General features: G+C 56.3%; 26 protein-coding genes and 6 pseudogenes. 21 read left to right on the top strand and 11 right to left on the bottom strand.

What is annotated here, in order from left to right:
* The first annotated feature begins 491 nt into the window (after positions 1–491).
* Positions 492–719, top strand: coding sequence for a hypothetical protein (locus N8E89_RS25095; protein ID WP_262262503.1), 228 nt, complete (start codon positions 492–494; stop codon positions 717–719).
* Positions 720–874: 155 nt separating this feature from the next.
* Here N8E89_RS25095 and N8E89_RS25100 read toward each other — a convergent pair whose 3' ends face one another.
* On the bottom strand, positions 875–1,054 hold the full coding sequence (locus tag N8E89_RS25100) for a DUF6894 family protein (protein WP_262262504.1): 180 nt from the start codon (positions 1,052–1,054) through the stop codon (positions 875–877).
* Between the two features lie 877 nt (positions 1,055–1,931).
* Between N8E89_RS25100 and N8E89_RS25105 the strand changes: the two genes are divergently transcribed.
* The 5 genes and pseudogenes from N8E89_RS25105 (at position 1,932) to N8E89_RS25120 (ending at position 6,855) form a co-directional block, all read left to right on the top strand.
* Positions 1,932–3,842: a DUF3604 domain-containing protein gene (locus N8E89_RS25105; protein WP_410010466.1), complete on the top strand. Its 1,911-nt coding sequence runs from the start codon at positions 1,932–1,934 to the stop codon at positions 3,840–3,842.
* A gap of 12 nt (positions 3,843–3,854) precedes the next feature.
* Positions 3,855–4,718 (top strand): peptidylprolyl isomerase, encoded by an 864-nt coding sequence (locus N8E89_RS25110; protein WP_262262506.1) that lies wholly within the window; start codon positions 3,855–3,857, stop codon positions 4,716–4,718.
* A complete protein-coding gene (locus tag N8E89_RS29140; RefSeq protein ID WP_315975711.1) occupies positions 4,715–5,314 on the top strand; it encodes a HupE/UreJ family protein in 600 nt (199 codons plus the stop codon). Before N8E89_RS25110 ends, N8E89_RS29140 begins: the two co-directional genes overlap by 4 nt.
* 1 nt (position 5,315) lies before the next feature.
* The gene (locus N8E89_RS29145) at positions 5,316–5,735 is read left to right on the top strand and encodes a HupE/UreJ family protein (RefSeq protein ID WP_315975712.1); all 420 of its coding nucleotides are present in this window, start codon (positions 5,316–5,318) and stop codon (positions 5,733–5,735) included.
* Between the two features lie 696 nt (positions 5,736–6,431).
* Positions 6,432–6,855, top strand: a pseudogene (locus N8E89_RS25120) (hypothetical protein).
* A gap of 128 nt (positions 6,856–6,983) precedes the next feature.
* Here the strand turns inward: N8E89_RS25120 and N8E89_RS29150 are convergent.
* Positions 6,984–7,346 (bottom strand): annotated as a pseudogene (locus tag N8E89_RS29150) (MT-A70 family methyltransferase); the annotation flags it as partial.
* A 36-nt stretch (positions 7,347–7,382) separates the two neighbouring features.
* Between N8E89_RS29150 and N8E89_RS25130 the strand changes: the two are divergent.
* The 4 genes and pseudogenes from N8E89_RS25130 to N8E89_RS25145 all read left to right on the top strand — a co-directional run bounded on the left by N8E89_RS25130 (position 7,383) and on the right by N8E89_RS25145 (position 8,389).
* Complete coding sequence (locus tag N8E89_RS25130) at positions 7,383–7,763, top strand: DUF968 domain-containing protein (RefSeq protein ID WP_262262509.1); 381 nt, start codon at positions 7,383–7,385, stop codon at positions 7,761–7,763.
* Positions 7,760–7,921 carry a hypothetical protein gene (locus N8E89_RS25135; RefSeq protein ID WP_262262510.1) on the top strand — a complete coding sequence of 54 codons (162 nt, stop codon included), beginning with the start codon at positions 7,760–7,762 and terminating at the stop codon, positions 7,919–7,921. Before N8E89_RS25130 ends, N8E89_RS25135 begins: the two co-directional genes overlap by 4 nt.
* A gap of 5 nt (positions 7,922–7,926) precedes the next feature.
* The gene (locus N8E89_RS25140; protein ID WP_262262511.1) at positions 7,927–8,133 is read left to right on the top strand and encodes a hypothetical protein; all 207 of its coding nucleotides are present in this window, start codon (positions 7,927–7,929) and stop codon (positions 8,131–8,133) included.
* Positions 8,130–8,389 (top strand): annotated as a pseudogene (locus N8E89_RS25145) (pyocin activator PrtN family protein). Before N8E89_RS25140 ends, N8E89_RS25145 begins: the two are co-directional and overlap by 4 nt.
* 234 nt (positions 8,390–8,623) lie before the next feature.
* Here N8E89_RS25145 and N8E89_RS25150 read toward each other — a convergent pair.
* On the bottom strand, positions 8,624–8,845 hold the full coding sequence (locus tag N8E89_RS25150) for a hypothetical protein (protein WP_262262512.1): 222 nt from the start codon (positions 8,843–8,845) through the stop codon (positions 8,624–8,626).
* Complete coding sequence (locus N8E89_RS25155; protein ID WP_262262513.1) at positions 8,842–9,654, bottom strand: DUF2092 domain-containing protein; 813 nt, start codon at positions 9,652–9,654, stop codon at positions 8,842–8,844. The genes N8E89_RS25150 and N8E89_RS25155 overlap by 4 nt, the downstream gene beginning before the upstream one ends.
* A 277-nt stretch (positions 9,655–9,931) precedes the next feature.
* On the opposite strand from N8E89_RS25155, the pseudogene ydiK reads away from it, so the two are divergent.
* Positions 9,932–10,933 (top strand): annotated as a pseudogene (gene ydiK, locus N8E89_RS25160) (AI-2E family transporter YdiK); the annotation flags it as partial.
* 118 nt (positions 10,934–11,051) lie between these two features.
* On the opposite strand, the pseudogene N8E89_RS25165 reads toward ydiK, so the two are convergent.
* From N8E89_RS25165 to N8E89_RS25180, 4 genes and pseudogenes are all read right to left on the bottom strand, one after another.
* Positions 11,052–11,391 (bottom strand): annotated as a pseudogene (locus tag N8E89_RS25165) (hypothetical protein).
* Between the two features lie 149 nt (positions 11,392–11,540).
* The gene (locus N8E89_RS25170; RefSeq protein WP_262262514.1) at positions 11,541–13,700 is read right to left on the bottom strand and encodes a mechanosensitive ion channel family protein; all 2,160 of its coding nucleotides are present in this window, start codon (positions 13,698–13,700) and stop codon (positions 11,541–11,543) included.
* Between the two features lie 139 nt (positions 13,701–13,839).
* A complete protein-coding gene (locus N8E89_RS25175) occupies positions 13,840–15,069 on the bottom strand; it encodes an HlyD family secretion protein (RefSeq protein ID WP_262262515.1) in 1,230 nt (409 codons plus the stop codon).
* The gene (locus N8E89_RS25180; RefSeq protein ID WP_262262516.1) at positions 15,062–15,493 is read right to left on the bottom strand and encodes a hypothetical protein; all 432 of its coding nucleotides are present in this window, start codon (positions 15,491–15,493) and stop codon (positions 15,062–15,064) included. The genes N8E89_RS25175 and N8E89_RS25180 overlap by 8 nt, the downstream gene beginning before the upstream one ends.
* An 845-nt stretch (positions 15,494–16,338) precedes the next feature.
* On the opposite strand from N8E89_RS25180, the gene N8E89_RS25185 reads away from it, so the two are divergent.
* The 7 genes from N8E89_RS25185 to N8E89_RS25215 all read left to right on the top strand — a co-directional run bounded on the left by N8E89_RS25185 (position 16,339) and on the right by N8E89_RS25215 (position 19,614).
* The gene (locus N8E89_RS25185; protein WP_262262517.1) at positions 16,339–16,653 is read left to right on the top strand and encodes a DUF982 domain-containing protein; all 315 of its coding nucleotides are present in this window, start codon (positions 16,339–16,341) and stop codon (positions 16,651–16,653) included.
* Positions 16,654–17,325: 672 nt separating this feature from the next.
* Entirely contained in the window at positions 17,326–17,907 is a 582-nt protein-coding gene (locus N8E89_RS25190; RefSeq protein WP_262262518.1) for an SOS response-associated peptidase family protein, read from the top strand.
* A gap of 15 nt (positions 17,908–17,922) precedes the next feature.
* Positions 17,923–18,282, top strand: a complete 360-nt coding sequence (locus N8E89_RS25195) for a hypothetical protein (protein ID WP_262262519.1) — start codon at positions 17,923–17,925, stop codon at positions 18,280–18,282.
* Positions 18,279–18,512, top strand: a complete 234-nt coding sequence (locus N8E89_RS25200; RefSeq protein WP_262262520.1) for a hypothetical protein — start codon at positions 18,279–18,281, stop codon at positions 18,510–18,512. Before N8E89_RS25195 ends, N8E89_RS25200 begins: the two co-directional genes overlap by 4 nt.
* Positions 18,513–18,549: 37 nt before the next feature.
* Positions 18,550–19,062 (top strand): GNAT family acetyltransferase, encoded by a 513-nt coding sequence (locus N8E89_RS25205; RefSeq protein ID WP_262262521.1) that lies wholly within the window; start codon positions 18,550–18,552, stop codon positions 19,060–19,062.
* Between the two features lie 8 nt (positions 19,063–19,070).
* Positions 19,071–19,238, top strand: a complete 168-nt coding sequence (locus N8E89_RS25210; RefSeq protein ID WP_262262522.1) for a hypothetical protein — start codon at positions 19,071–19,073, stop codon at positions 19,236–19,238.
* 1 nt (position 19,239) lies between these two features.
* Positions 19,240–19,614 carry a helix-turn-helix domain-containing protein gene (locus N8E89_RS25215; RefSeq protein ID WP_262262523.1) on the top strand — a complete coding sequence of 125 codons (375 nt, stop codon included), beginning with the start codon at positions 19,240–19,242 and terminating at the stop codon, positions 19,612–19,614.
* A 1,869-nt stretch (positions 19,615–21,483) separates the two neighbouring features.
* On the opposite strand, the gene N8E89_RS25220 is transcribed toward N8E89_RS25215, so the two are convergent.
* The 3 genes and pseudogenes from N8E89_RS25220 to N8E89_RS25230 form a co-directional block, all read right to left on the bottom strand.
* The gene (locus tag N8E89_RS25220) at positions 21,484–21,822 is read right to left on the bottom strand and encodes a hypothetical protein (protein ID WP_262262524.1); all 339 of its coding nucleotides are present in this window, start codon (positions 21,820–21,822) and stop codon (positions 21,484–21,486) included.
* A 211-nt stretch (positions 21,823–22,033) separates the two neighbouring features.
* Positions 22,034–22,390, bottom strand: a complete 357-nt coding sequence (locus tag N8E89_RS25225; RefSeq protein WP_262262525.1) for a hypothetical protein — start codon at positions 22,388–22,390, stop codon at positions 22,034–22,036.
* Positions 22,391–22,528: 138 nt separating this feature from the next.
* Positions 22,529–22,968 (bottom strand): annotated as a pseudogene (locus N8E89_RS25230) (hypothetical protein).
* 296 nt (positions 22,969–23,264) lie between these two features.
* Here N8E89_RS25230 and N8E89_RS25235 point away from each other — a divergent pair.
* The 3 genes from N8E89_RS25235 (at position 23,265) to N8E89_RS25245 (ending at position 24,965) form a co-directional block, all read left to right on the top strand.
* On the top strand, positions 23,265–23,453 hold the full coding sequence (locus N8E89_RS25235) for a hypothetical protein (protein ID WP_262262526.1): 189 nt from the start codon (positions 23,265–23,267) through the stop codon (positions 23,451–23,453).
* A gap of 576 nt (positions 23,454–24,029) precedes the next feature.
* Positions 24,030–24,347 (top strand): PepSY domain-containing protein, encoded by a 318-nt coding sequence (locus N8E89_RS25240; RefSeq protein WP_262262527.1) that lies wholly within the window; start codon positions 24,030–24,032, stop codon positions 24,345–24,347.
* A gap of 24 nt (positions 24,348–24,371) precedes the next feature.
* A complete protein-coding gene (locus N8E89_RS25245) occupies positions 24,372–24,965 on the top strand; it encodes a general stress protein (RefSeq protein WP_262262528.1) in 594 nt (197 codons plus the stop codon).
* Positions 24,966–25,094: the final 129 nt, after the last annotated feature.

The following is a 25,094-nucleotide window of genomic DNA, read 5'->3' on the forward strand; positions in this document are numbered from 1 at the left end:
GGCCGCCCAAGGCAAAACCAATCACCAGATGACAGCGGAATGCGCGTCTGCGTCACTGCATGCCGGAATTGTGCTGAATCCTGCAGCCGCATTGAAGCTTAACCGAGGTGCTGGCTTCCGAGCCCCGCAAGGAACACGGCCATCACAACGTGCTGTCAGGCATGTTCGGCGGCTGTTGCATCTCATCGGAGTCCGTAAGGGCGTCTCATCTGGCAGCTGTATTGGCAGCGGCTCTTCCACGGCAGGCGCCGGGGTCGGCCTTGCGGCTCATCGCGCAGCGCTGTCGGCACGGGATCGGGTTTCGGATCCGGTAGTGGTCTCCTTCATGCTGCCCCACTAAACCGCTGACGCCGGAGTTTGTTCCTCGCGCTGCAACCTGGGCGGCGAAGTGCAAACCACTCGCTTGCGTACAACCTAAGATTGATTATCATTCAGTGGCAGAGCGGTAACGGTAATTGGAGGGGGCCATAAGCAATATCCGGAACGACTTTATGGAGCGGATAAAGAACGTGATCCGCGAATATCAAGAGATTGCTGAGAGGCTTGAAGCCGGGAAAGATCGTGTTTATCGAAAGTCGCGGTCTGGGGAAGATGAAGATATTTCCGTCCAAACCGCTGACCACTATCGGCGTCTACTTACTCACTATACAGAAATTGTGGAGCGTAACGAGGCTATTAAGACGCAACCGGGAAAGAAGCAGGCGGATAAGAAGCGCTAGCCATGGCCAAGTTGGGGATTCTTCAGACAGTGCGGAACATCAACTTGCCTTGATGAGCTGGCGGCGTGACGTAAAACCGCGATGCGGCCACACCCGCTTATTTCTTGTGTCTTAACAGGTCAGCTATAAACACTGTTTTTATCAGCTCACCTGGCTCATTGTAAATACGAACGACCCACTCGGTCGGATCGAGATCCTTCTATCACTGCATCGATCAGTGTCTCTCTTGCCGCTTTTTTGGCGGCGTCAATCGCAGCTTCGTAGTCGGGGAATTCAACGGGAGTTATATCGTCGAGAAGTGCGTCCTCCTCGAAAACGAAACGAAATAATGCCATGAGTAAACCTCGCGCTACAGCTATAGAGATGAACTCGCGCTGTAGGATTTCGTTCCGTTGTATTTGTCATAGGAACACCATCTCGCTCAACGTTGGGCCTCCCTTGCCTTTCCGTTATCAGACAAGCAAGGCGCGGCCTTTAAGGTGCGCCGCTTTCTTCTCTCGCAGCTCGCGCCAAGGAAGCCGTGAAGCTCTTCCCATGCGCCCGGCGAGTGTTCCCTGTCCCCAGGTCCGCCAGTCAGCTGCAAATCACTCTAGCCCGTATACTGATTTGCAGCTTTAAATTGATTTCATTTTCTAGGGATCACTACCTAATTCTAAGGACACCCGGCAAGGGGCCACCTGCATGCGGGCACGAACGAGTGGTCGCATAAACCATGCAGCTCTCATGCGTGAATTACATTAAATTAATACTTCTGGTTGCAATTCTGATATTGTGAGCCTGCTGGTGTGTGGAATTGGGGAAGACACATGACAATCCGGCTCGCGCATCTCTCAGATATTCATTTCGGACGCAATTTCGACCTTGCACTTTGGAAAGCCGTCAGATGCGAAGTCATCAATTTTAGACCGCACCTGCTCATCGTGTCCGGGGATATGGTAGACAATCCCAACCCAATCCAATTGCTGGCCGCGAATGCCAAGGCGTGCACACAACAGTTGGAGACCTTGGCCCGATGTAACAGTAACGTACTTTTTTGTTTCAGTAGGACGAGTGATCATTTGAAAGCGGGCTGCCGCTTGTCTATTCGCCCCCTAAAAGCATCCGCCATGAACATGGGAGGAACGCATGGGAAATCTGCGCATATTGGTTTCTTCGCTGATGGAGGCTTTGAGTAAGCAGCGCCCGCAATGGCGTTTCTACTACGCTCTTGCAATGGCAAGCGCGATGGCAGTCTCCCCCACTGCAGCGCAGACGACGTTAACGGACATCGGTACCCTTGACCCCGCGACCGCTCTTCCCAGCAAGCCGCCTGGCTATTCGCCTTATGCGGGCCGAAACTTCCCGAGCCGGGTGTTCTGGGGAGACACGCATCTTCACACTAGCGCCTCGATGGACGCCGGCGCCTTCGGCAATCGCCTCGGCTACGACGAAGCCTACCGTTTCGCTCGCGGCGAGGAACTGACCGCGTCTGGTGGTCAACGCGTGAAGCTCTCGCGGCCACTAGATTTTCTCGCCATCACCGACCATTCCGATAATATGGGCTTCTTCCCCGCTCTCTTTGCCGGCAACCCAAAAATGCTCGCAGACCCGACCGGCCGGCGCTGGTACGATCTTGTACAAAAAGGCGGCCAAGATGGCGTCAAGGCAGCGCTCGAGATCATCGACAATTTCTCGCGCGGCACATTTCCCAAGGCGCTGGAGTTTCTGCCGGGGTCCGACGGTTATCGCTCGACCTGGGATCAGATGATTGCCGCGGCGGAAAAATACAATGAGCCGGGACATTTCACCGCCTTCATCGGCTACGAATGGACCTCACAGGTGCCGCCCGGCAACAACCTCCATCGTGTTGTAATCTATCGCGACGGCGGGGAGCAGGCGAAGCAGACCCTTCCGTTCACGACCTATCCCCCTGCTGGCAGCACCACTCCAGAGGATCTCTGGAAGCACCTCGCCGCCTACGAGGACAAGACCGGCGGGCGGGTGCTGGCCATCTCGCATAACGGCAATCTGTCGAACGGCTGGATGTTCCCTACCGAGACCAACCCTGCCACCGGACGGCCTCTGTCAGCGGAATATGCGGAGACGCGCGCCCGTTGGGAGCCGCTCTACGAGGTGACGCAGATTAAAGGGGACGGCGAGGCGCATCCCTATCTCTCACCCACCGACGAATTCGCCGGCTACGAGCTGTGGGACGTAGGCAACCTGAACCTCAGCGAGGCGAAGAAGCCCGAGATGCTGCAGAGCGAGTATGCGCGCACGGCGCTGCAGACCGGACTTCAGCTCGAAGGCAAGCTCGGGATAAATCCGTACAAGTTCGGCATGATCGGCTCGACCGACAGCCACACCTCGCTCACTACGGCCGAGGAAGATAATTTCTTCGGCAAGCATTCAGGTTCAGAGCCCAGCCCACATCGCGCTGAACACGAATTCATGCGAAATGGCGACCTATTCCTCACAGGCTGGCAACAGGTCGCTTCCGGCTATGCCGGCGTGTGGGCGACCGACAATACGCGCGAGGCGCTCTGGGACGCCCTGCGCCGCAAGGAGGTCTATGGGACGACCGGCCCTCGCATGCTCGTGCGCTTCTTTGGCGGATGGGACTTTACCGAGGCCGACGCGCAATCGCGCAGTCCCGCCTTCGCAGGCTACAGCAAGGGTGTGCCGATGGGTGGGGACCTAACTGCTGCGCCCGCGGGCAAGGCTCCGACTTTCCTGATGGCAGCGCTCAAGGACCCGCTCGGCGGCAATCTCGACCGCATCCAGATCGTCAAGGGATGGGTCGACGCTTCCGGCGCTCGCCAGGAGAAGGTCTACGACGTGGTGTGGTCGGATGGCCGGGTGCCCGGTGCCGATGGCAAACTGCCTGCGGTCGGCAATACCGTCGACGTTGCGACGGCCACCTGGACAAATACGATTGGCGCTTCCGAGCTGATCAAGACGTGGACGGACCCGGATTTCGATCCGACTCTGCGGGCCGTATATTACGCCCGGGTGCTCGAGATCCCGACGCCGCGCTGGACGGCCTATGACGCCGTGCGCTTCGGGGTCAAGATGCCCGAAGGCGTGCCGATGTTCGGTCAGGAACGCGCCTACACCTCGCCTATCTGGTACACGCCGGGTTGAGTGGAGGCGACCGTGAATTTCCTGCGGGAACCCCTGCTCCACTTCCTTATCATCGGCGCAGCTCTCTTCGGCTTGTTCCGGTTCGCGGATGTGGGCGCCTCGACCGCATCCGACGAAATCGTCGTCAGCTCCGGCCAGATCGGCAGCCTTGCCGCGATCTTCAGCCGAACCTGGCAGCGGCCGCCGACCGCAAAGGAACTGGATGCGCTGGTGAGCGAGCACATCCGCGACGAGGTTCTCTACCGCCAGGGCGTGAAGATGGGCCTCGACAAGGACGACGTCGTCATTCGGCGGCGGATCCGGCAGAAGATGGAGTTCGTCGCGGAACAGGCGGCAGATGTCGAGCCGACCGAGGCCGAATTGAAGGCGTTCGTTGGCGAGCATCCCGACTGGTTCCGTAGCGAGGCCCGTTTCACCTTCGACCAGATTTATTTCCCGGCAGGTGGCGCGGGTGTTCCGAATGCAGAAGGGCTGGAACGCGTGTTGCGCGATTTGAACGCGGGGACCATAGAGGCCTCAACCCTCGGCAGCCCCTTGATGGCAGGAGCCGAATTCCGCGATGTTTCGAGGTCGGCCGTGGCGCAGACATTCGGCGAGGAATTCGCCGTGGGAATAGACAAGGCGGCCCAGAGCGGGTGGACCGGTCCAATCACCTCGGCTTACGGCACACACTTGGTTCGCGTGACCGCGCGCGTCGAAGCACGCGAGCCTCCCGTTGAGGACGTCCGCGAGGCGGCGCGGCGGGAGTGGCTGCATGCTCGAAAAGTCGTCGCCAACGAGGCGCTATACCAGCGGCTTCGTTCGATCTATGTAGTCAAGGTGGAAGCCACTCCTGCCGAGGCGATCGAGGAAAGGCGAGCGGAGGTCGCACCGTGACTCGGCTTCTCATCGTCCTTTCGGCAGCGTTGATCCTCGTTTCCGGTCATGCTCATGCACATGACCTCAGACCTGCCTACCTATCCATCACCGAGAGCCTGCCCCAAATCTACTCGGTGCTCTGGAAAGCACCGGCAATGGGTGAACGCAGACTGGCGGTCTATCCCCGACTGCCGCTAAGCGCGGCCGAAAGGACGCCGCACGAAGGCGCCATTCTCAATGACGCCTACGTCGAGCGGTGGACGGTGCACGCACCGACGGGGTTCGCCGGCGAGACCATTACGTTCGACGGATTGCCTGAGAGCCGCACGGACGTCTTGGTGCACCTGGAGCGGCTAAACGGCGAAGTCAGCACCGCGCGCCTGACCCCGGCCAACCCGTCCTTGACGGTACCGGCGGTCACCGGCTGGCAGCAGGTGGCCGCCACGTATGTCTGGCTGGGCGTCGGGCACATTCTCTTTGGCATCGACCATCTATTGTTCGTACTGGCGCTTATACTGCTCGCGGAAAGCTGGAAGCGCATTGCCGTCACGGTCACTGCGTTCACGGTCGCGCACAGCATCACACTCGGCGCAGCGACGGCTCGGTTATCTTAGTGTGCCCGGGCCGCCGGTCGAGGCGACGATCGCGCTAAGCATCGTATTGGTCGCGGTGGAGATCGTGAAGTCACGACAAGCAGGAGAAACAAGCCTCACCGGGCGTTTGCCCTGGCTCGTTGCCTTCGCGTTCGGCCTTCTGCATGGGCTGGGCTTCGCCGGCGCGCTCAGCGAAATCGGTCTGCCGCATCACGCGATCCCAGTTGCGCTGCTGTTCTTCAACATCGGTGTGGAACTGGGACAGCTCGCCTTTGCGGCAACCATCCTGACGGCATTCGCGGTACTAGGCCGGCTCTCGATCGGAGTCATTCGATCCCGAGGGAGTGCGCCGCACCCTTGGGCGCGGGTTGTCGCCGCTTACTGCATCGGCGGTATCGCCTCGTTCTGGCTGATTGAACGGGTCGGTGGGTTCTGGGCATGAAGGAAAGAAACTGCGAGGGCGCGAGCGATCTGCCGGCACGCCCCGCAATCGCGTCGATCAGCATGTTCTCCGCGTGTTACAGTTACGCACTTCCCCGACCGCCTAACCGGGAATAACGTCCGGAGCCCAAGTGGACGTTGGCGGCCGACCGATGTCAAAATGGCCCCTGCGCCGGACCGAGGATTGCGCTATCCCCTCAGGCTGCCACCTTGTACTTCGTTTGGTTCTCAACCTTCTCTTTGAGTACCGTCCGTGTTGAGCAACCGAGTGGCCAAGTTCCCGCTGCTCCGAGCTCGCCAAGCCCTGCAGGCCAAGAGCAGAACATTCGCCCAACCAGTTGGGTAAGCCCATCAGTCTGTTCAATTAGTCTGCTCAGCTGTTTGGGTCGCAGTGTTAAACAGACTCCTACCAGGTTGGCTCAAACCCAGAGAGTCAGGAAACAGTGCTGATCGCACAACAAAAGGTCAGGAATTAGCACGAAACGGAAATTTATGTCGGTCTCATGCCGCAGGGTGAGCTGTTTTGCGTCCGAAGATACAATAAGCGCGATCACTCGGCCGGCATTTGTAACTTCCTCGATGACACCACCGAACATGGCGACCGCGACACCACGTATGGGCACGTTGACTCTTGACCGCACCGGCCCAATACTTTGGGTTGGCCCTAATTTCCAACGATTTGGCTAGGGAGGAAGCAATGGAACCCGTCAATCGCAGATCCACACTCGCACTCGGCCTTACAATGGCTGCAACGCCTCTGATCGTTTGGGCGACACCAGCAGCCGCCCAGACTTACGGTCCCGATGAGGGCAAGGAGCTTGCACCCGGTGTCAGAGAAGTAGCGCTGGGCGAACGGGCATCAAACATAAAAGCGTATGCAATGGTCAAGCTGCGCGATGTCGTGATCCAACCCGGGGCGAAGACGCCGGACAACGTGATGAAAAACGACATGCTCTGCCACATGACTGAGGGGGGAGCTGTCGGTCGTTCAGAACGAAAAAAAGTTCACAGTCAAGAAAGGCGAGGTTTGGACCTGCGCTAAAGCCGATACGACAGAAGGCACGCAGAACACGAGCAGCGCGGTTGCGATCATGCGCGTCATCGATTTGATGCCTGCATGAGGAGGTAACGCGTCGAAGTGCGACAGCAGCCCTAAAAATGAAGCCGGCGGCGACGTTACCATTATGCGGCCGCGCGAAAAGAGGTCGATGCGGCATGCGCTTGGCATCAACCGTTCGGCCTCACGATAGGCCTCTTCGGGCTTGCGGGAATGCTCACGGGCCTTGCCATGAATCACTGACCGGGTGGATTTGGTTAACTTCGGTTCGGCGCGTTTGGCGATGATAAACGGCTCATGCGATCCGCGAAGTCCGTAACCGGTTCCGAATGACACCTTGCTCTTGGACATCTTCACCCACACGCCTTCGGTGCAATACTCGAAACCCCATGCCTTGATGGTTGTGAGCTGCTGCGGAAGCATTGGAGCCGTGCACCAGAGCCAGAGCACGCAATTTGGAGCGGCAGATCTATGATTGGCAATGCGTTGATTTCTTCCAACGCCATGGTGTCGTAGTGTGCCTGAACCTGCCTTGGCACCGTATCTCGAAAGCATCCTTTCCGCTCAACAGTGGGAGGCAAACTGATGGCTATGGCAATCCGCAAGCTTCCCACTGCCTTTTCGATCACCAAGCCGGCTGTAGTGAAGAAACCACGGCAGAAGATCGCGGCACATCTCGATTTCATCCGGTCGTTACCTTGCTTGATTACCGGCGCGCGTGACGTCGAGGCTGCCCACATCCGTTATGGGAATATGCGGTGGGGAAAACGCTTAACAGACATAGGGGAAAAGCCTGACGATCAATGGGTAGTTCCCCTATCGACAAAAATGCACCGGGAGCAGGTCGGCGACGAAGAGCTGTGGTGGCGCGAAAAGGGTATTGATCCCGTTTTGGTCGCGATGGCGCTGTGGCGCGCGACCGGTGACGAACAGGCCGGCGAAAGCATCATTCGCGAAGCGAGGATTTTATGACGGGCACCCACATGGTTGCTTTCATCTTCGCCCTGTTCGTTGTTGGTTTGGCGTGGGTATTTTCGCCCTGGTCGCTTTGGCTGGCATTCTTTGTTTTCATGTTCGTCAGCTTCTATCGTTGGCTGACCGTAACACCCCACGATCCCTATGGGAGATAGGTGAAGTGACAATGCTGCCATACATCTATCGTTGGAACCGGATGGATCGCAAAGGTCAGCCCTGCGAGGTCACAGCGCGCGGAACGATGAATAGCTGCTGTGTCCGGTTCGCGGACGGCTACTCCATGGTCACCAGCCGCAACGCCATCCAGAAAAATCGCGGCGATACGCCTACATCGCCAAAGCCCGACCGTTTCGAGGTGTCGTCATGAACACCGCTGTCCTTCTAATGGCGCAGTACAACGGCTCTGCCATCATTCCAGTCGAAAGGTCTGCAAAGACTACTTCTCCCATCTCACACCAGAAAAATTCGTCCGCAAAGTCAGTCTAGGCGAAATCACCATTCCACTCGTCCGAATGGAGCACAGCCAGAAGTGTGCCAAAGGCATCCATCTGCAAGATTTGGCCAACTATTTGGATGAGCGCCGCGCAGCGGCGGTCAAAGAAATCAGGCAGCTAACAAGCTAGATTCAGGATTCACTAATCAGAGCCCGAAGGCAAATGAGGCTGGCCTTTATTGGCCGCTCCCGTTGCTGTGGTCGATCAAATACCCGCGATAACTACGGAAGCCAGGTTGGTGCGCTGACCGGCCCGAGCGCTGCAAAATAACCTGTCGAAAAGGGCTGCGAGGCCCAACCAACAACGAGGTGCAACTGAGACGGATGGGCTATGCTGCCCCGACACGGTAATTCAGCTCCAAAGCTAACAAACGTATACACCAGCCACGCAGCGCCGAACGGTGCGCCTCGCACTACGTCGTGCAACGCCAGCTACACTGACGGGGGTGAGCGGACGCCCGACCCGCGCCTCTGCCGACGTGACGAAACTGATCCCTGGAATCGGCATCTCCATTCCCGCTTCCAGCAAGAATGATGAGACGATTCCCGTCATCAGGGCAATCTTGAGTTTTTTTGAAACGCTCATTTGGTGCCTCCCACAGCGAAATGGTCCGGAATTTCATCGATGTTTACAAGTTTCTTCGGGTCGTCGACCTTGTTGGCATCGGTCGGAGCTTTGAAGGAGAAATTGTCCGCAACGACATCTGTCCCGGTCTTCCAGTCGCTGATCTGAACGCTGTATTGTGGTCCCTGATCGGCTTTGGGATCGGTGATGACGTACCTGCAGGGATAAGGTTTCTCACCTTGCGCAACCCAAATCTGCCAATCGACTTCCTTCGCCCGGAATGCCAGATGATCGCATTCGGTGCCTCCGATCACACCGCTGCCGAGATCCTTAACGTCGACCACATCTTGCATCAGCTCGCCGTAGACGTCCCCCACGAGGAGATCAGCGCCCGGCACGGGCCTGTTGTAAGTGTACCGCAACTCGTCGATCAGATGGTCGATCGTCCCCGGAACTTCGAACTGGGTGTAGAGATTGTCATCTTTGCCGAGAAGCGTCAGGGTCTTTCCGTCAAATGTCATCTCGACGTTGGCAAATCCGCCCGAGCGCGTCGCGCGGATCTTGTCCGGCCTGCCCATTTCCATTGTACCGGAACTGGCCAGCATGATTTTCTGGTGCTCCTTGGTGACGACCTCAAGATTGGTGTCATATTTGAAAGAGATGGTCTTTTGCGCCGCCAGGTAGTCGGACATCGCCTTGAGGATTGTTTTGGCTTCGGCCTCACCGGCCGATGCGCCTGTTGGTGTTCCGGACGCAATGATCAGAGCCAGCACCGCTGATGAAAGCGCGGTCGAAATGAAATGCACGGATTTAAGATCTGTTGTGACCATAGAAGATATGCCTCCCCTTTTTGTTGTCGCACATCCTTCGGATGGTGTCCCCAGCGCGCTCACCGTAACACGAAGCGGACATGCCTGCGCGTTGATTTACCAAGAGCCAGCCCAGCATAATGGCTTACGATTCAAGTCTTCATAACGCTTCTGGCTTATGGCGCGGGATGATCAAATAAATTAGATTTGGATCGACAAGGCAGGATATCTTTCCCGCAACAATTAAAACACATCGATTCTGATTGTATCCTGGATGCATCTGAATGAGGGGGAAGAAATGGTCCAACCGCGTCAGGATATTACCCGGGTGACTCTCGCTGTGCTCTTCATAGGCGGCCTGCTTGTCAGCAGCGCCTGGATAATGCTTCCATTCCTGCCCGCCACCATCTGGGCTTTAACCTTGGTTATCGCCACTTGGCCATTGATGATTTGGGTGGAACGCCGTGCGGGCAATCGGCGCGGTGTTGCCGTCCTGGTGATGACAATCGTTCTGCTGCTGGTGTTGATTGTGCCATTGTGGCTTGCCATCACCATGATCGTCGACAACGTCGACGCCATCAAAGGTCTCATCCAAAGCGCGCTCACGTTTCGGCTGCCCCCCGCTCCGGAATGGTTGGATCGCGTGCCACTTGTCGGGGCCCGCGTGAGTGAAGCTTGGAGTAAACTAGCAGCCGCTAGTGTGCACGATCTGGCACCAACGCTTGATCCCTATGCTGGTGCGGCGGCCCAATGGTTCGTATCAGCAGCAGGGAGCCTGGGCGGCATGTTCCTTCACTTTCTACTGACGACCGCAATAGCTGCGGTGATGTACGCACGTGGCGAACAGGGAGCCGCTATGGCAATTCGGTTCGGTCGTCGTCTCGCTGGTGACCGGGGTGAGATGGTAGTGCGCCTCGCCGGACAAGCCATTCGTGGCGTGGCCCTCGGCGTGGTGGTTACCGCCGTTGCGCAGAGCGCGTTGGGCGGTATCGGGCTGCTTGTTGTCGGTATGCCATTTGCCTCAGTGCTGACTGCAGTCATGTTCATTTTATGCCTGATCCAGATTGGTCCTGGGCTGGTGTTAGTCCCGGCGGTCATTTGGATGTACTACTCTGGCAATGCGATATGGGCATCGATACTTCTGGCGTTCACAATTGTCGCCGGGGCGATGGATGGCTTTCTCCGCCCCTATCTAATCCGCAAGGGAGCAGACTTGCCGTTATTGCTTATCTTTGCGGGCGTCATCGGCGGTTTGGTAGCGTTTGGGATGTTGGGAATTTTTGTCGGCCCGACGCTTCTGGCGACCGCTTATACGCTATTGCAGGCATGGATGGCGGACACCGATAACGAAAAAGTCGTCGTCCGCAAACATTTCAAGAGGGCCTTGATGAAACTTGTCGGGGTCGCCGACGGGTGCCTCAGTCGCCATCGTCCCGGTCGTCATCATCATCGTCATCGTCGAGATCGCGAAGGATCGACGACTGGAAGCAGGAAGATACGCCAGTCCTCGTGACCACCAGGCTCGCCCGACTGGCCAGCCGTAGCGCGACTAGCTTGCCAGGCTTCGGCTTCTTTCGGGAGCGCTCCACGCAAATTGATTTCCGAGACACCGTCCCAGAGGGAACGGCCTTGGTTTTGGAACACATGCAGGTCCCGCCGTAACCCCTCGTCCGACAGACGGGCCTTGGCATCATCTTCGGTTGCCGCGTCAAAAGCGACAATTCCTCGTCCTGATATCTCGGCCACGTATACGGTCATTTTTCGATCCTCTCAGAGCTGGGTTGATGGGCTCCCGATGGCTGAAAACGTGCGGTGCAAGTGCGCTGATGCAGTTCCACTACCCGACAGCACATTTTGGTCTGGGTCAGATTTCCGGGACCCTTCGCATCAAATGTAGCGCCGTCAGCTCAGCTTTCGCCCTCCACCAATTTCAATTTTGCTTCAGCGGCCTTCTTGCGTGCGATCGTTTCGCCCGCAGCGGCCACTGCACCTCCCGAATGCTCCTCGCCGGCGACCTGCACCGTCGGTGAGGCAAATCCGATACCGTTCTCCACAAAGGCTTCGCGGATCATCGCGTAAGCGCGCCGCCGGATGGTGGATTGGTGGCCGGGTTTGGTCATCATGGCGAAGCTCAACTTGATGCCATAATCGCCGAACTCCTCCACGCCCTTCATTTTTACCGTTTCGATGATCTGCGGGCCGAACTCCTCATCGGCGAGCAGGGCACCACCGACGCCCTTCACCAGCTTTTTGACCTTGGGGATGTCCGCGTCGTAGCTGACCGAGATAAAGAATTTGTCGATGACCCAGTCCCGGCTCATGTTCTGCACGGCACCTAGGGTGCCAAATGGAACGGTGAAAATCGGGCCGCGATGGTGGCGCAGTTTGACGGAGCGGATGCCGAAAGATTCAACGGTGCCCTTGTAACTGCCACTCTGGATATATTCCCCCACCCGAAACGCATCATCGGTCATGTAGAAGATGCCGCTGATGATGTCCTTGACCAGCGACTGCGAGCCGAAGCCGATCGCGACGCCGAAAATGCCGGCGCCTGCAATCAATGGACCGATCGCAACGCCGAGCCCGGACAAGACCATCATGATGGCGATGGCGGCGATCAGCACGGCAAGGAAATTGCGCAGGATCGGCAGCAGGGTCAGGAGACGCCCGCTACGGGCCAGCGCAGCTTCATCGCCGCCTTCGATGCGGGCGCGTTCGATACGCTGGTTGATAAGGCCCTTGACCATATGCCAGATCAGATCGGCGGCGAGCAGGATCACCACGCCGCTCAATACGCCGCGGATGATGCGGCTGGCAGCCTCGTCCTCCATCAACCCGCTTGCGCGCATGCGAACGACGGCGGCAAGCCACGCGGCGGCGAGCGCGATGACGATTACCCTAGCGCCCCGTTCAATGAGCACTTCGAAGATCGGGTTCCTGGGCTTTGCCTTATCATCAGGGCCAGAGAAGAACGACTTCACGATTGTGCTGGTCGTCCTCAAAATCGACGGCAGGATGAGCGCATAGATGCCGACCCACAAAGCCCCGCTCGTGCCGGCAACCCACAACACCCAGAGCAGGCACAGATAGAAAGTGAGCAGCCACTCCTTGACGCGGTGGACTCGAGAAGCAACGGGGGCTCCCGGGCGGTTCCAAACGGTTTCGAGTGCGACCGCCAGGAGGCCAAGGCCAATTGTGTAAACGATCAGACTCTTGACGTTGGGTGTAAAATTAAGCGCGATCATCACGCGGGCCACCGCCCATCCCGTAAAGAAGATACCCGTGAACAAGGCAACCCGTCGATACCAAAAGGCTGCCATCACATCATCCATCGAAATCAGGCGAACCGGGGCCTGGCTGCCGTCATTCGACTGCCGGTGATCGATTCCAAGCAGGATTGCGGTCATTCTCATGATCACGCGCCAGGCGATCAGAGCGACCAGCATGGGCAGCATGATTGCAGCAAGCAGCGGCGGCCAGGTGAAAGCCAGGAATGCACCGATGCTGGCAAAAGTAAAAACCACCAGCGGTGCGATAGCGGCGAAGATCGACCGGCCGATCACGTGATGCCGTGCTGGCGTGCCTGCCTCAATCGTAGCGGAAGCAATATTCCCCCGGCTTGCCTGGCTGACCAAACGCCGGAAGGCAAATTCGGCACCAAAGCCGAGCGCGGCAAATGCGACGAAGAGCACCAGGATTGCTCCCGGACGATGCCCGCTGATTTCGGTCATGATCGTCGAGCGTGCGCCCATGAATTCACCGGGCAGCGCCGGAATGGCTTGCCCCAGGCCCCGCAAATGCGCTCGAATGGTATTCGACCAAACCATGAAGTCGCTGGCTGTTGGCACAGCAGGTATCTCTGCAGCGGCTGGCGGCGTACCCTTTGTGGCAATCCAGGTTTTGATTTCCGGATCATCCAGGAGTTTGATCAGTTCCTCAACCTTGGCCGGCGTTGGCGGCGCAGCTACGCTCTGCGCTTGCGAAGGCGTGAGAGACGCGCACAATAAAGTGAGGCTCAACGCCAGCAGGACGCTTACCTTGGCGGTCAAGTCCCGGATTGCAGCCATGTGCATTCAAAACCCCGACGTGCAGTTTCAACAATATACACTCAAGAAGTCGGCCTGTCTCAATTACAATGGGTGCGGGGAGGCTCCGCCAAAGGCGCTCACTTACGAGGACATCCCTGACTGCAAATCCAACAGAGCGTTAGTGGCCACCCAACACGAGTGTCTGGACGGGCAGCAGCAGCGCCTGCATACGGAGGATCATGGCATGCACAATCGCGACCGTATCCACGACATGCAGGAACAGCCATTCTGCTGTGCCAATATCTTTCGCGGCGAGAGCTTCGTGGTTGTTGGTATAGGCATTGGCGATGCAGCTGCTGCCTGGCGGCAAGCCGGCCAGCAGACCGGGATAGAGCGGTTCGAGGAACACGGTGAGCGTCCCTCCCTGGGCAATCTGTCCTACATCGAGCAGTTGGTCCGATGCACGGAGTTGCCCAGCGGCAATGACATCCTGGACCTCGGTTACGACCATGGGAATGATCGTAAAGGGCTTGCCGATGCACGTGGCCTCGGCAATCATCCCCTTTTTCATCACCTGCGCCTCGATCTGACCAAAGCCGGCAATTAGCGCTACCCGTCCTGCTTCTTCGGGAACGAGGATCCCTGCGGGTCGTATCATCGTATTGACAATGTCGCCGGGCCGGAGCGTGAACTGCTGAACCGTTCCCGCGACACCGGCCCGAACCAGGGTCTTATCCAGTTCGACCTGTGCCTGCGCCAGCGCTGCCTCTGCACTCGCCTTCTGAGCAGGCAGGAGGGATGAGAGTTTTGTCTCTATCGTCCGCTTGTTGGCGACAGCGGCGTCGAGCGCGCCCTTCCGGCCATCCGCGGCGATTTGCAATCGCTCCACCTCTCGAACCGAGACGTCCGCATTGCGCCGCAAAAGCTCTTGCCTGGTTGCCAGCTCGTCCAGAGACTGCTGGTATGCACCTTGCGCCTGCTGGATGAGACCGTCCGCTGCCGCAAGTTCGGTTTGTGCCACAGCGGCCTCGGCAACAGTTTCAGCGATTTGGCGTTGTGCCGTCTCCCGCGCTGCCTCCTGTTCAGAACTGTCGAGCCGAAACAGCGGATCGCCGGCTTGCACCTTGGCATTGACCCCGACGAATACTTCAGCAACACGGCCAGTGGTTTCCGGAAGGATGGTCACGGTGCGGAATATCGCGGTGACGTTCTTCGTCGACGGATGATAGTAAAAGATGAGAGTAATCAACGAAACAGTCAGCAACAGACACGCCGTAATTCCCCAGCGCAACTCATACCAAACGGTATAGAGGTTGATATCCCGGCCAAGACGCTTGCCTTGCACATAACGACGGAAGAGATAGTCCGGAAAGACTGTGAGCATGGAACAGAGAAGTAATTCAAACATGCTCAGACACTCCGCCCGCAGTCTCAGATTTCGGCTCTGGTTCGGGGAGCGAAACGATTGCCTTATCCTCGCCAAGTTTATCACGTCCGGAAAGCTTTTCGAGCGATTGTGCAATCGACACCATCGGCGTCGAGAAATCCGGCAAATCGATCATCGCCAGCAACAGACCGGCGATCCAAAAAATATGGTTATGGGTAAAAAGAGAAATGAGCGCGAGCACGGCCACAATCTCCATTTGCACTTTTTTGCCCCGATGCGCCATGTGCTCGGGCAGTGCATGGAGTTTAAAATAGAAATTACCGACTATGAGGACCATTGCCAAAAGGAAGACGACGACCACGTTGAACAGCCAGTCGGTTTGGCCGGGGGCAGCGATAAAAACTGGCAAGTGTTCTATCGCCGCCGGATGTATATTGTCGGCCAATCCCCAACTCCCCAAACGAACGTCACGGGCCCCTTCCGGACAATTCGGCCTCTACGTCATTAATTTGTATCATATCAATTTAATAAGAATGAACATAAAACACGCTTTCTGATACTTATTGTACCATGCCGCAGTCTCTCTGCGGTGCAATCGCGTGTAGGTGTGCATACTGCGAATGGCCGCCGGCTCGGACTTCGCTACCTCCAGATCAGCACGGAATGCTGGCTCCGCATGGAGGCGCGCCGCGACGGTGGCCCCCATGACCCGCGGCTCTCTGCATACGCGCGTGAGAATTGCATCGGTTTGGTCCGGCGAGATCTCGCTGAGGATGAGGGCGGCCCATGCCCTCCTGGACAGACCCGCGTCTGTGCTTCGGCAGCGCACAATGATGAACGCCGCCGCTGCCTTCTCTCTATTTTGCTTGGAACAGATTGGGTGACGTACGCGTCAGGGTGGTCCGTTTGTGGAGTGATGCCTCATGGCAGTTTCTGCCAAATTTGATACCTGATCGCCAGGGGTTTTACCTGTAGGTACGACGATAGTACGACATTCAGAAATACCTGTGACCAAGCATATGATTAAAAATCAAATTTCGAACGTCATTCCAATCCATCAGCGTCAGGCCTGAGATTGGATTCTTACGTGTCATCAAGCAAACAGCTCGGCCCCCCGGGTGGGGTTCCGATGGGTCGGGCTTGGTTTATGTTGATTACCGCGAAGGATCAAATCACATAGTAAATATTGCTTACTCCATGTTGCGGAACTGACCCGCTCCTTCTCCGTTCGGTTCGATGGAAGATCGACGGTTCAATGGGGTAAGAATTGTGGCCAGCAAGACTGGACGAATGCTCGTTGTTACCTCGCTACTTCGCGCTGTTGAACAGCTCCTCAATTATTGGCCTATTGAGCGAGGCGAGAAACTTTCCGCAGCCAGGTGCGCGCTCCTGTTATGCCTGGAACGCAAGCTACCACCCGATGCTGCACGCAGCGCCTTCATCGAAGCGGCCAAAGAAGCGGGCAATTATGTCGATGAGCTGATACGGCTGGCGCCAGCTGGAAAAGTGAAAAAATGGCATAAATCCAAGCACGGCCGCTCGGGATCTAGCCGCCTTAGACAGACGTTTCCTCGATCGCGTAAGCGCTATCCAGCTGATTATTGATGATTATCTGCGCCGGAGAAAATCGTAGATCGCACGACGCCCGCGAGCGATGACTTTAAAGCCGCGTCGCATTGAGCCCGTAAGCTCTCTGAAGAGAGACAAGGTTTACGGTCATTGTTCCCTCTCGCAATTCATTGATTTGGGCGGGCTATCGGTAAGCCGGGAAAAAGCAAAAGCCGAACTTCCATACAAAAACGCGCAGCATCAGACGCGCTTCGGTGGCTCCCGCACCTCATCGGGATTTGGGAGGGGCATCTCGTCCGGCAACTGAATTGGCGAGGGCTCCTCTACTGGCGGGCCCGGAATCGGTGGATCGTCAGGCAACGGGATTGGTACAGGATCTGGGTACGGGTCAGGTTCCGGACCCGGGATTGGATCGCCCATATCATTTTCTCCTTGTGATGCATGGTTAACTGCTCACCGCAAGAGAATGTTCCAATGAGTTGGCACATCAATACGGTGTGGCCGAAATCGCGACGTGGATCCGCTTCTTGTTAACCCGGTCGAGTCATATTCAAACGGCACGGCTTCGCAATCGACGACATCGCATTTCCTTGCACCAGAACCTCAACTGTCTACCCGCAGGCCCTAGAGTTTTCATGGCCCTCGTTCCCTATAATTTCGCCTCGCGACACGCTTGCGGTCGATGTCGGATCAACTATCATCCCCACCATGTGTAATCTTTACAACACTACAACGACTAACGAAGCGGTGGGGCAGCTCTTCCTGCCGATTAGTGATCTTACCCATCGACTGACGCCACAGATGGATGTCTATCCGGACTATCCGGCCCCGATCGGTCGCAAGGACGCCAACGGCGATCGCGAGTTGGCACGAGCCCGCTGGGAAAGGCCAACGCTACCGCAGTTCGCAAAGGGCGAAGTCGACGACGGCGTCACCAACATCTGCAATGTGAAATCGCCGCACTGGCAGCGATGGTTTGGACTGGAAAGCCGCTTCGCTGTAGCGGCGACAAGCTTTTCGGAATACGGCCCACATCCCTATCCTGTAATGAAGAAAAAGCCACCGCACTGGTTTGCTCTAAATGCGTTGGGAAGAAGGAGGAAGGTCCGGTGCACGCCGATGTCTTCGCCTTTTTTAACAACCGTTTATCTTGCGAACGGCCGGGGAAATCGACATCTGGATGAATGCGCTCGCAGAACAGGCCCTGCAAATGCAAAAACCCCCGCCAGAGGGAGAATTGATCGTTTTGCCCAACCGAAGGCAGAGGAAGACGAGCCGCTACTGCTCTAACGGGAGGATTGAGCGATGCCGTGGAAAGTCAGGTTTCGCGACAAGGATTTCAATGGAGATGAAAGCTGGGATCGCGCGTTTGAATTTGAGGTTAGGAAGGCAATGACGGACACGCGCGAGCTTTCGGGCTCTGCAGAAATAATCTTTCATGCGAAGGACGACGATCTTATCGACGATGTGACTTTTCACGAATCTTCCGATCCAGACGAGTTTCCGTTTAGTGGCATCCATGGTCATCATCCTGAACTCGGTGAGGTATTTATCTTCTCAGGAGTGCCCGACGAAGGCGAAGGACAGTTGATCGCACTTTATAGTGCAAAGGACTTCGGTGACCCGCCATACAACGATGAGCGCTTTACAGGTGACGGCTCGTGACCATTCCAAAACCACAATATCCGCCAAATCATCCGGATCGCTTCCGAGATTGTCAGCGGGCAATAGAAGATCGAATGTTGGAGTTGCTGGGTGAAGCTCAAGCAGCCGGATGGACCAAAGAAGAAATCTTGGCCGCGATGATCCAGGTTGCTGAAAACACCCATCTGGCGATGCATCCAAACGTGTTGCTTTCGGTCGAGACCGAGTTGAAGCGATTGCGAAAGAAATGAAATATCTGCTGGTCCAATCTTCAGGGGAAATCAAGGCATGATTTTTGAGAGGGTTACTCGAATTGCTTTCGGCGTCGCGAGTGCATTTCTCATGTTACTGGCCTTTGGATTGATCGCGTATGCAGCCTACGAAGTAGCAAGAGATTTATTGGCATACAGTGTCAACATTGGAACCACTCTGCTCGAAGCAGTGGGATATACCGTCATCGCAATTGCAGTATTCGATGTCGGAAAATACCTCTTGGAGGAAGAGGCAATTCGCGCACGTCAGATGCGTCAAGCGGCCGAAGCACGAAGGAGTCTGACCAAGTTCATTTCAACGATTGCCATAGCAGTGTTTCTTGAAGGATTGGTCGCGGTATTCGAAGCTGGGAAAAAAGATGTCCCGATGATGATATATCCCACCCTTCTCCTGTTCACCGGTGTGATGTTGCTAGTTGGATTGGGCGTCTATCAAAGATTGAGCGCGTCTGTCGAAAGCGAAACCTCGGATCGAGATGCGCGCCAGGCAACGCGCAGCAAACGCGCCGCATCGACCGTAAAACAATAGCAGGAACGATGTCGAAAACCTTGGAAAAGCCCGCCTACCCTTCCCGCATCGAGATAGGACCTGCCGGGCCCCTTGAACATGACTGCATGCGTTTCGGTTACAAGGCGCTGGAGCCTTCGGTTTTGAAAAGCGATAAGGTCGGGGATGGTCATATGAAGATGGCCGGTGAGGGCTGAATTGACCCCAAGATCACGTGTTGAGCAGATTGACAAGGAGATCGGCGTGAAGCTCCGAGAATTCCGCTTGGCGGCAGGGTTCAGTCAGGTGCAGCTTGGGGCAGCAATCGGAAGATCATATGTTCAGATCCAGAAGTATGAGAGCGGTGCTAACCGCATCGCCGTTGCCACGCTGATCCACATTTGCCGGGCACTTGAATTAAACCCAATGGATATCATCGGCGAATACGTTGATGTGCATGAGCCGACACACAGTATGAGCAGTCAACAAGCTGTCGCAGCGGGGAAGGAGGCCGAGCGCTCCTCTAGAAAGAAGCCAAACGATTTTTATTGGAATTGGCGCCTTAAGCGGAAGGCTCGTCCAAGACGAGGCTGAAGAATGTCGCAACGCATGAAGACTACAAGCCATTCAGAATCGGCTCCGTCCTGCACGGCGGAAAGGCTATAGGCCGAAGCTTGAGACCTGCAAGGAAATCCTCCTGTTGTGCCTGGCTGGCGAATAAGCTATCGCGCATGTGGCATTTGTAGACGGCCAGGGGCTGGCACCTACATCGCTCGCCACCACAGCGCTACCTGGCGGGTAGACTCGAACCGCGATGGAGCAAACGAACGCGCCGGAGCTCTGCGCCACCATACCGAAGGACAGTGGGCGAATGCTTGACAAGTGCGGGTATCAAGAATCAACTCAAATTTTGTTGTTCCCTTCGCTGGTGATACCGGAGACCTAGCATTTCTGGCTCCAACTTGGTCGAATCAAGCCTCACCGGTGAAATGGCCTTGTCGCCCATTCGAAGTAGCGTGCCAGGCTGAAATCGAGCGCCGTTCCACCAATGCCCCAGGCCTGAGTTACGTTGCAATCGGGGCTCTTTGATTTTCGGTGAGACGTGGATCGCCGGACTCTTGTTGCAGCATGCAGGGTTTTTAGGAGCGAAAATGGAAAAGGCGATGGGTGTCGCTTTGGCGATTTTTCTCGTCTTTTTAATACTCTACTTAGCGGTTCGCTTGGTGGATTGGGCGGTGTAGGCGCACCTTCGAGCCCGCCCCAGCGACTTCGATGCAGCCGTCTGCAGCAATGGTGAGAACTGAGAAGGCTCGGGTTAGTATACAAGCATGCTAAACAAGGACGTGCCGCTATTAGGCATGGTCCTCATCGCGCTAACGGGGAAACGAACATCATAAATTTTTCAATACCGGCGCAGCCTTGACTTGCTGCCCCCAATCCGGATCGCTACTTGTTGTCAGCGCCCCGGTCCCTGCCCGTAGCGGCAAGGCTCTCTGTTGGCCAACGGCGCCGCAAAGAGCTCAGCATCCATAATGAATTGTAGCGAACTCACGACTGATTGATAGTCGTTGGCTAATGCTCCAAAATGCCGAAGCTGGTACCAGCACGGGGCTCGGCGCTCCGCATTTTTCTGCTTTGGTGCGCGCGTCGGGCTCCACAGCTGCGGTCCCTTTTTGGCTAAATTCCGTCAACCTTGCCAGCGCAATTCAGCTCGCAAATGATCGATTATTTCGTGAAATTTTCGAGTGTTAGAACAGAATACTCAACCTAAATAGTTATTGTTGTGGTCACTGGAAAAAGTATACAATATAAAGGCTGGAATCCCTCCCCCGGATGCAGCAAGGACCCGGCGTCCACTCTCCAAACCGACGTCGGGTGCGGAGTCTGGCGCCGATTCCTCAATCGAAAGAGCGCCAGGCTTTCCGTAAAGTCTTGATGGCCGTCCAAGGGCGTGTCTGATTGACCAAGCAGAGGCCTCGCGGGAGGTATTCTTCCCGGATGCGATAAGCCAAGCCTCATTTTGTTGGAACCATTTCGTATAGATGCCCCGGCATTGTCCAATACCGCATGTCTGAGACACCTGGGACCCTACCGTCGTTGTGGATTGGCTTGGTTTGTTTACAGCCAAGTCCTTTTTCCGCCTTGGGAACGCCCAACGACAGAGTCCGGCGATCGAAATTTGAAACCGATTAGCCTTAAAATCTAAACACATACGCCGAGAATTATAGAAATAGGGTCACGAGTGGCGGCGCCAGCTCATGGCCGACATTGTGGTAAAACTCGGTATTTGCAAAAGAGATCCCTCTGGCCATTTAGGTACAGTCCAACAGGTTTCTGGCCTCCGGTGAGTAACCCGCCATCAAATAATCGGCAACCGTGGGGTCTTTGCTCCGTGCCGAGAGTGAGCGAAACGAAAAAAGCTTCGCAAGAAATTCTATAAGACAAAAGTCCCGGCAGGCCGGATTACTGCGCAGTTCCGGCAGGGTTTTTGGTCTGAGTGTCGCCACCGGTGCCCGTCTGAGGTGTCGGGCTTTTATTGGCAGGAGCATTGGTCGTCGATTGATCGCCGGAAGGCGGTGTCGCATTATTCAAAGGCGTGTTTTTTCCACCGGTGTCGGTGTTCTGATTTGTAATCGTTGCGCCGTCGTCCGCGCTCTCGCCAAACATTTCGGCAGCAGCCCAGGCTACGAGTGCGAGAATCAACCCACCAATAAGCACCATGAGAATCGGCCGACCGAGTGGGCCCTGCCGCGCTTCCTTTGCGGTCTCACGAACCGGTGTTTGTGAATTTTGCTTGTCCATGATGTGCATCCTTTTCTCATAGTGTTGAACATGCGAAACGACAGATAGTTCCGCCAAGGGATGGACATCACGGCATTAGGGCCAACTGACTTGGTATTGAGGTTTGCAGTTTCGCAAGAGATCCCGGATCTGATGGTGCAAGGGATGACACGCCCGCATGTTCCCGAAACAGCAGCCATGAGACGATCGAACGGGATGAGCACCCCCCGGGTCAATACCATCGGTGTCGTTCGTTATCGGTGAGGGCTCGTCCAACCAGTAAGCCCAGGAAGAAGCCAAGGACGCCGACGACACCAAGGACTGATGTGGTCGTTCCCGGGTGGTCTCGCGCCACTTCGGAAACAGTTTGCGCCTGCGCCCGCAGGCCCTGGGTCACACTTGACACGGTCTTCGACGCCTGGTCGGAAGATTTCGCGCGTGCCGGACCAGCAACTTTGGATGGCTGAACTCGGACGGGGGTTTCCCTTTTCGTAATTTTTTTCCGAGGCGATGCGATCGGTTTTTCCAGCTTTTCTTGGCGATTTTCCGTAGCTTGAGGTTTTTCGTTGGGAGCGGAGGTCTCGACCATTTGAATCTATCCTTTATGCATGAATGGATATTCAGCAACGGCTCACAAACATCTTGGTTCCGAAGGCGAACTCACCCAGCCGCCCAGTCGAGGTGCTTTCGTCCAAATCGCGTGGTATGTCGAGCTGCGATCGACGGTTCAAACCTCGACCGGACGGATGGTGTCGATCCTTATTGACCCTTCAATCACGCCGCGTTTGAGATCGGTGCGATCGCTGTCAACTTCGATCACCGTATAAAGTTTGTCGTCCCTGAATGCGCTTGCATTGATCGTCGTCACATCGTCCGCAGGCGCAGCATCGATCTCCATGAAGTCGAGCTCCCGTCCTGCTGCGACCAATCTGGCGTCGCCAGCGGTCCGTGCGGCGACCAGCACCTCACCCTGAAAAGGCGAATTTTGCCAGCGAGGGTCCTCCGCTGAGGCTGTGGGAACCAATCGATTTGATCGGATCCGGGAAGTGGCGAAGAGCGGCCGGCGGCATCTGATTGTTGCGCTTCGCTTTCCACAGAACGTCCAAAGGTGGTGGAACTGCTGCGATCAAATACCTCTTTGTCGTCTGGTTTGTTAATGTCGGACATGGGGATCTTCCTTCGAGAGACTTCGTATTCGCGAAACGGAATATTCGGCGAATTGGTTCCGATCGGGCTGCGGTGTAGACCCTGTGGTGCTCCACTCGCCCAGGTTCCCCAGCATGCATGGCTGCCAAATGTTGGGCACGAACTGCTCGCTCTTGTGGTGGTTCAAGGGAGCTCGACCAAGCGATATTACGTCTGGATCCGTTCACTGTTCTCAACTGGCGGTAACCCGCAGACCGACTTATCCTCCCCTTCAATTTCTGAGCGATACTGTCTGCCGGTTGAATTTGGAGGCTCACGTGGTATCGTTGCAGATCGTCTTTATGGTTACAGTTTTCATAACTATCTCAAGCGCCCTTGCGGCAACGTGCATCGTGATTTTCGGCGATACGCGCCGCAACGCTGGCCAGCGCTCCGTCGCCGAGAAAATGGTTCAAATTGCAGCAATTGGTGCCGCAGCGATCGCATCATTGTTGGTCATCACTTAATCGGCGTTCGACCGGCGTATGGGCCCGTGTGTGTCTTCAGCGTCTGTATTGATCCGACGAAAACGGCAAAATAAGGCACACACGGAGCCCATCGCATCGACAGAAGCCGTTTCGCTCAACAGATATACCCGCGACCGCCTGCACCGAATAATATCAGCACTGTCGAACCGCCGTTCTGGCAATCTGAACGGGGCCAGCGCTGAGCCGTCGGAGTATCAAGCAAAGCCTACCTCGAAAAGTATCTGGATGGAGTTCCGTAGTTTGGCCGGGATCCGACTGGAGGCGCTAACGAACACTGGTGCGATGCGGCCATGGCTGCAATTGCTCGTCGATTTGGAATTCAACAGGCGCGACACAGTTGTGCGGCTTGAATTACAGGATCATGCGGCCACATTTCGATCGAGGCAATAATGCGGACCACCTCTCGGAAAACGTCAAAGTTGGTCGGCCAGGCCCAAATACGCCGTCGGCGCGGGCCGAAACCAAACTCGGTTTATTGTCATGTGAAGTTCGGAACCTTAGTTCATCGATGACGTTTGGCTGAAACGAAATCACGCGTAATGAAGTGAGGGTACCATGAAACGCATACTCATCGCACTCAGTGCAATGTCATTCATCGCTGTCGCCAATGCTCAAGAGACAAAGCCAGCAACGGATGCTGAGACTCCAGCGATTTCGACCCCTGATACTCAAAATCCTGCGGCTCCAGTGGCCGGTGAAAACAGCTTCACGGAAGCACAGGCCAAGGAGCGGATTCAGGAAAAGGGCTACACCGATGTTTCAGCTCTCACCAAGGGCGAGGATGGGGTGTGGACTGGCACGGCCATGAAGGCGGGCAAGTCGTTTGAAGTCAAGTTGGACTTTCAAGGCAACATTACTGAATCCGCAAAATAAGAAACCATCGTTGGGAGAATCGCCATGAAAACAGTTACCGGACTTTACGACAATTACGCCGATGCACGCGCTGCTGTAACCGCTCTTGAAGATGCCGGCGTCCCGTCATCTGACATCAGTCTCGTCGGCCGCAATGGAGAGGGTGAAACAAACGCTGGTGAAGGTGCCGCGGCAGGAGCTGGCATTGGCGCAGTCGTAGGTGGTGCGGGTGGCCTGCTTGCCGGGTTGGGAATGCTGGCCATTCCTGGCGTCGGGCCGGTTGTTGCGGCAGGCTGGCTTGCAGCGACCGCAGCTGGAGCTGCAGCAGGTGCAGTCGCAGGTGGCGCTGCAGGAGGCATCATCGGCTCGTTGACAAGCGCCGGTGTAGACGAAGATGAGGCACACGTTTACGCCGAAGGCGTTCGCCGTGGGGGTGTCCTCGTTTCCGCGAGGGTGAATGATGATAGCGAGGACGTTGCCCGCTCGATCATAAATGAAAATCGCGCTATCGACATCGATGCGCGGCGCGCAATGTACCGTGAAGAGGGCTGGGAACGGTTCGACGAAACCAGTCCGGATCTAACAGAGGAAGAAATCGCGCGCGAACGTGATCGTGCAAGGAACTATCGTCCGCTATAGCGCTTCACTTAAGGGCTACGCGGCAAATGGTTGCGTAGCCCTTTCGTACGCCGTTGGCCAAGGCGTTGACCGAGTGAACATTCTCATAAGCTCGGCCGCGAATTGCGGTGGAATGATGTCTAATATCGG

The organism is Phyllobacterium sp. A18/5-2 (assembly GCF_025452215.1).
Lineage (GTDB): Bacteria > Pseudomonadota > Alphaproteobacteria > Rhizobiales > Rhizobiaceae > Phyllobacterium > Phyllobacterium sophorae.

Excerpts from the sequence above, each read along its gene's own strand:
- N8E89_RS25195 (WP_262262519.1), top strand. The coding sequence starts at position 17,923 with ATGCCGTGGAAAGTCAGGTTTCGCGACAAGGATTTCAATGGAGATGAA.
- N8E89_RS25225 (WP_262262525.1), bottom strand. The coding sequence starts at position 22,390 with ATGGTCGAGACCTCCGCTCCCAACGAAAAACCTCAAGCTACGGAAAAT.
- N8E89_RS25170 (WP_262262514.1), bottom strand. The coding sequence starts at position 13,700 with ATGGCTGCAATCCGGGACTTGACCGCCAAGGTAAGCGTCCTGCTGGCG.
- N8E89_RS25210 (WP_262262522.1), top strand. The coding sequence starts at position 19,071 with ATGTCGAAAACCTTGGAAAAGCCCGCCTACCCTTCCCGCATCGAGATA.
- N8E89_RS25190 (WP_262262518.1), top strand. The coding sequence starts at position 17,326 with ATGTGTAATCTTTACAACACTACAACGACTAACGAAGCGGTGGGGCAG.
- N8E89_RS25205 (WP_262262521.1), top strand. The coding sequence starts at position 18,550 with ATGATTTTTGAGAGGGTTACTCGAATTGCTTTCGGCGTCGCGAGTGCA.
- N8E89_RS25245 (WP_262262528.1), top strand. The coding sequence starts at position 24,372 with ATGAAAACAGTTACCGGACTTTACGACAATTACGCCGATGCACGCGCT.
- N8E89_RS25185 (WP_262262517.1), top strand. The coding sequence starts at position 16,339 with ATGCTCGTTGTTACCTCGCTACTTCGCGCTGTTGAACAGCTCCTCAAT.
- N8E89_RS25220 (WP_262262524.1), bottom strand. The coding sequence starts at position 21,822 with ATGGACAAGCAAAATTCACAAACACCGGTTCGTGAGACCGCAAAGGAA.
- N8E89_RS25095 (WP_262262503.1), top strand. The coding sequence starts at position 492 with ATGGAGCGGATAAAGAACGTGATCCGCGAATATCAAGAGATTGCTGAG.
- N8E89_RS25150 (WP_262262512.1), bottom strand. The coding sequence starts at position 8,845 with ATGAGCGTTTCAAAAAAACTCAAGATTGCCCTGATGACGGGAATCGTC.
- N8E89_RS25240 (WP_262262527.1), top strand. The coding sequence starts at position 24,030 with ATGAAACGCATACTCATCGCACTCAGTGCAATGTCATTCATCGCTGTC.
- N8E89_RS25130 (WP_262262509.1), top strand. The coding sequence starts at position 7,383 with ATGGCAATCCGCAAGCTTCCCACTGCCTTTTCGATCACCAAGCCGGCT.
- N8E89_RS25135 (WP_262262510.1), top strand. The coding sequence starts at position 7,760 with ATGACGGGCACCCACATGGTTGCTTTCATCTTCGCCCTGTTCGTTGTT.
- N8E89_RS25100 (WP_262262504.1), bottom strand. The coding sequence starts at position 1,054 with ATGGCATTATTTCGTTTCGTTTTCGAGGAGGACGCACTTCTCGACGAT.
- N8E89_RS25155 (WP_262262513.1), bottom strand. The coding sequence starts at position 9,654 with ATGGTCACAACAGATCTTAAATCCGTGCATTTCATTTCGACCGCGCTT.
- N8E89_RS25175 (WP_262262515.1), bottom strand. The coding sequence starts at position 15,069 with ATGTTTGAATTACTTCTCTGTTCCATGCTCACAGTCTTTCCGGACTAT.
- N8E89_RS25105 (WP_410010466.1), top strand. The coding sequence starts at position 1,932 with ATGGCAAGCGCGATGGCAGTCTCCCCCACTGCAGCGCAGACGACGTTA.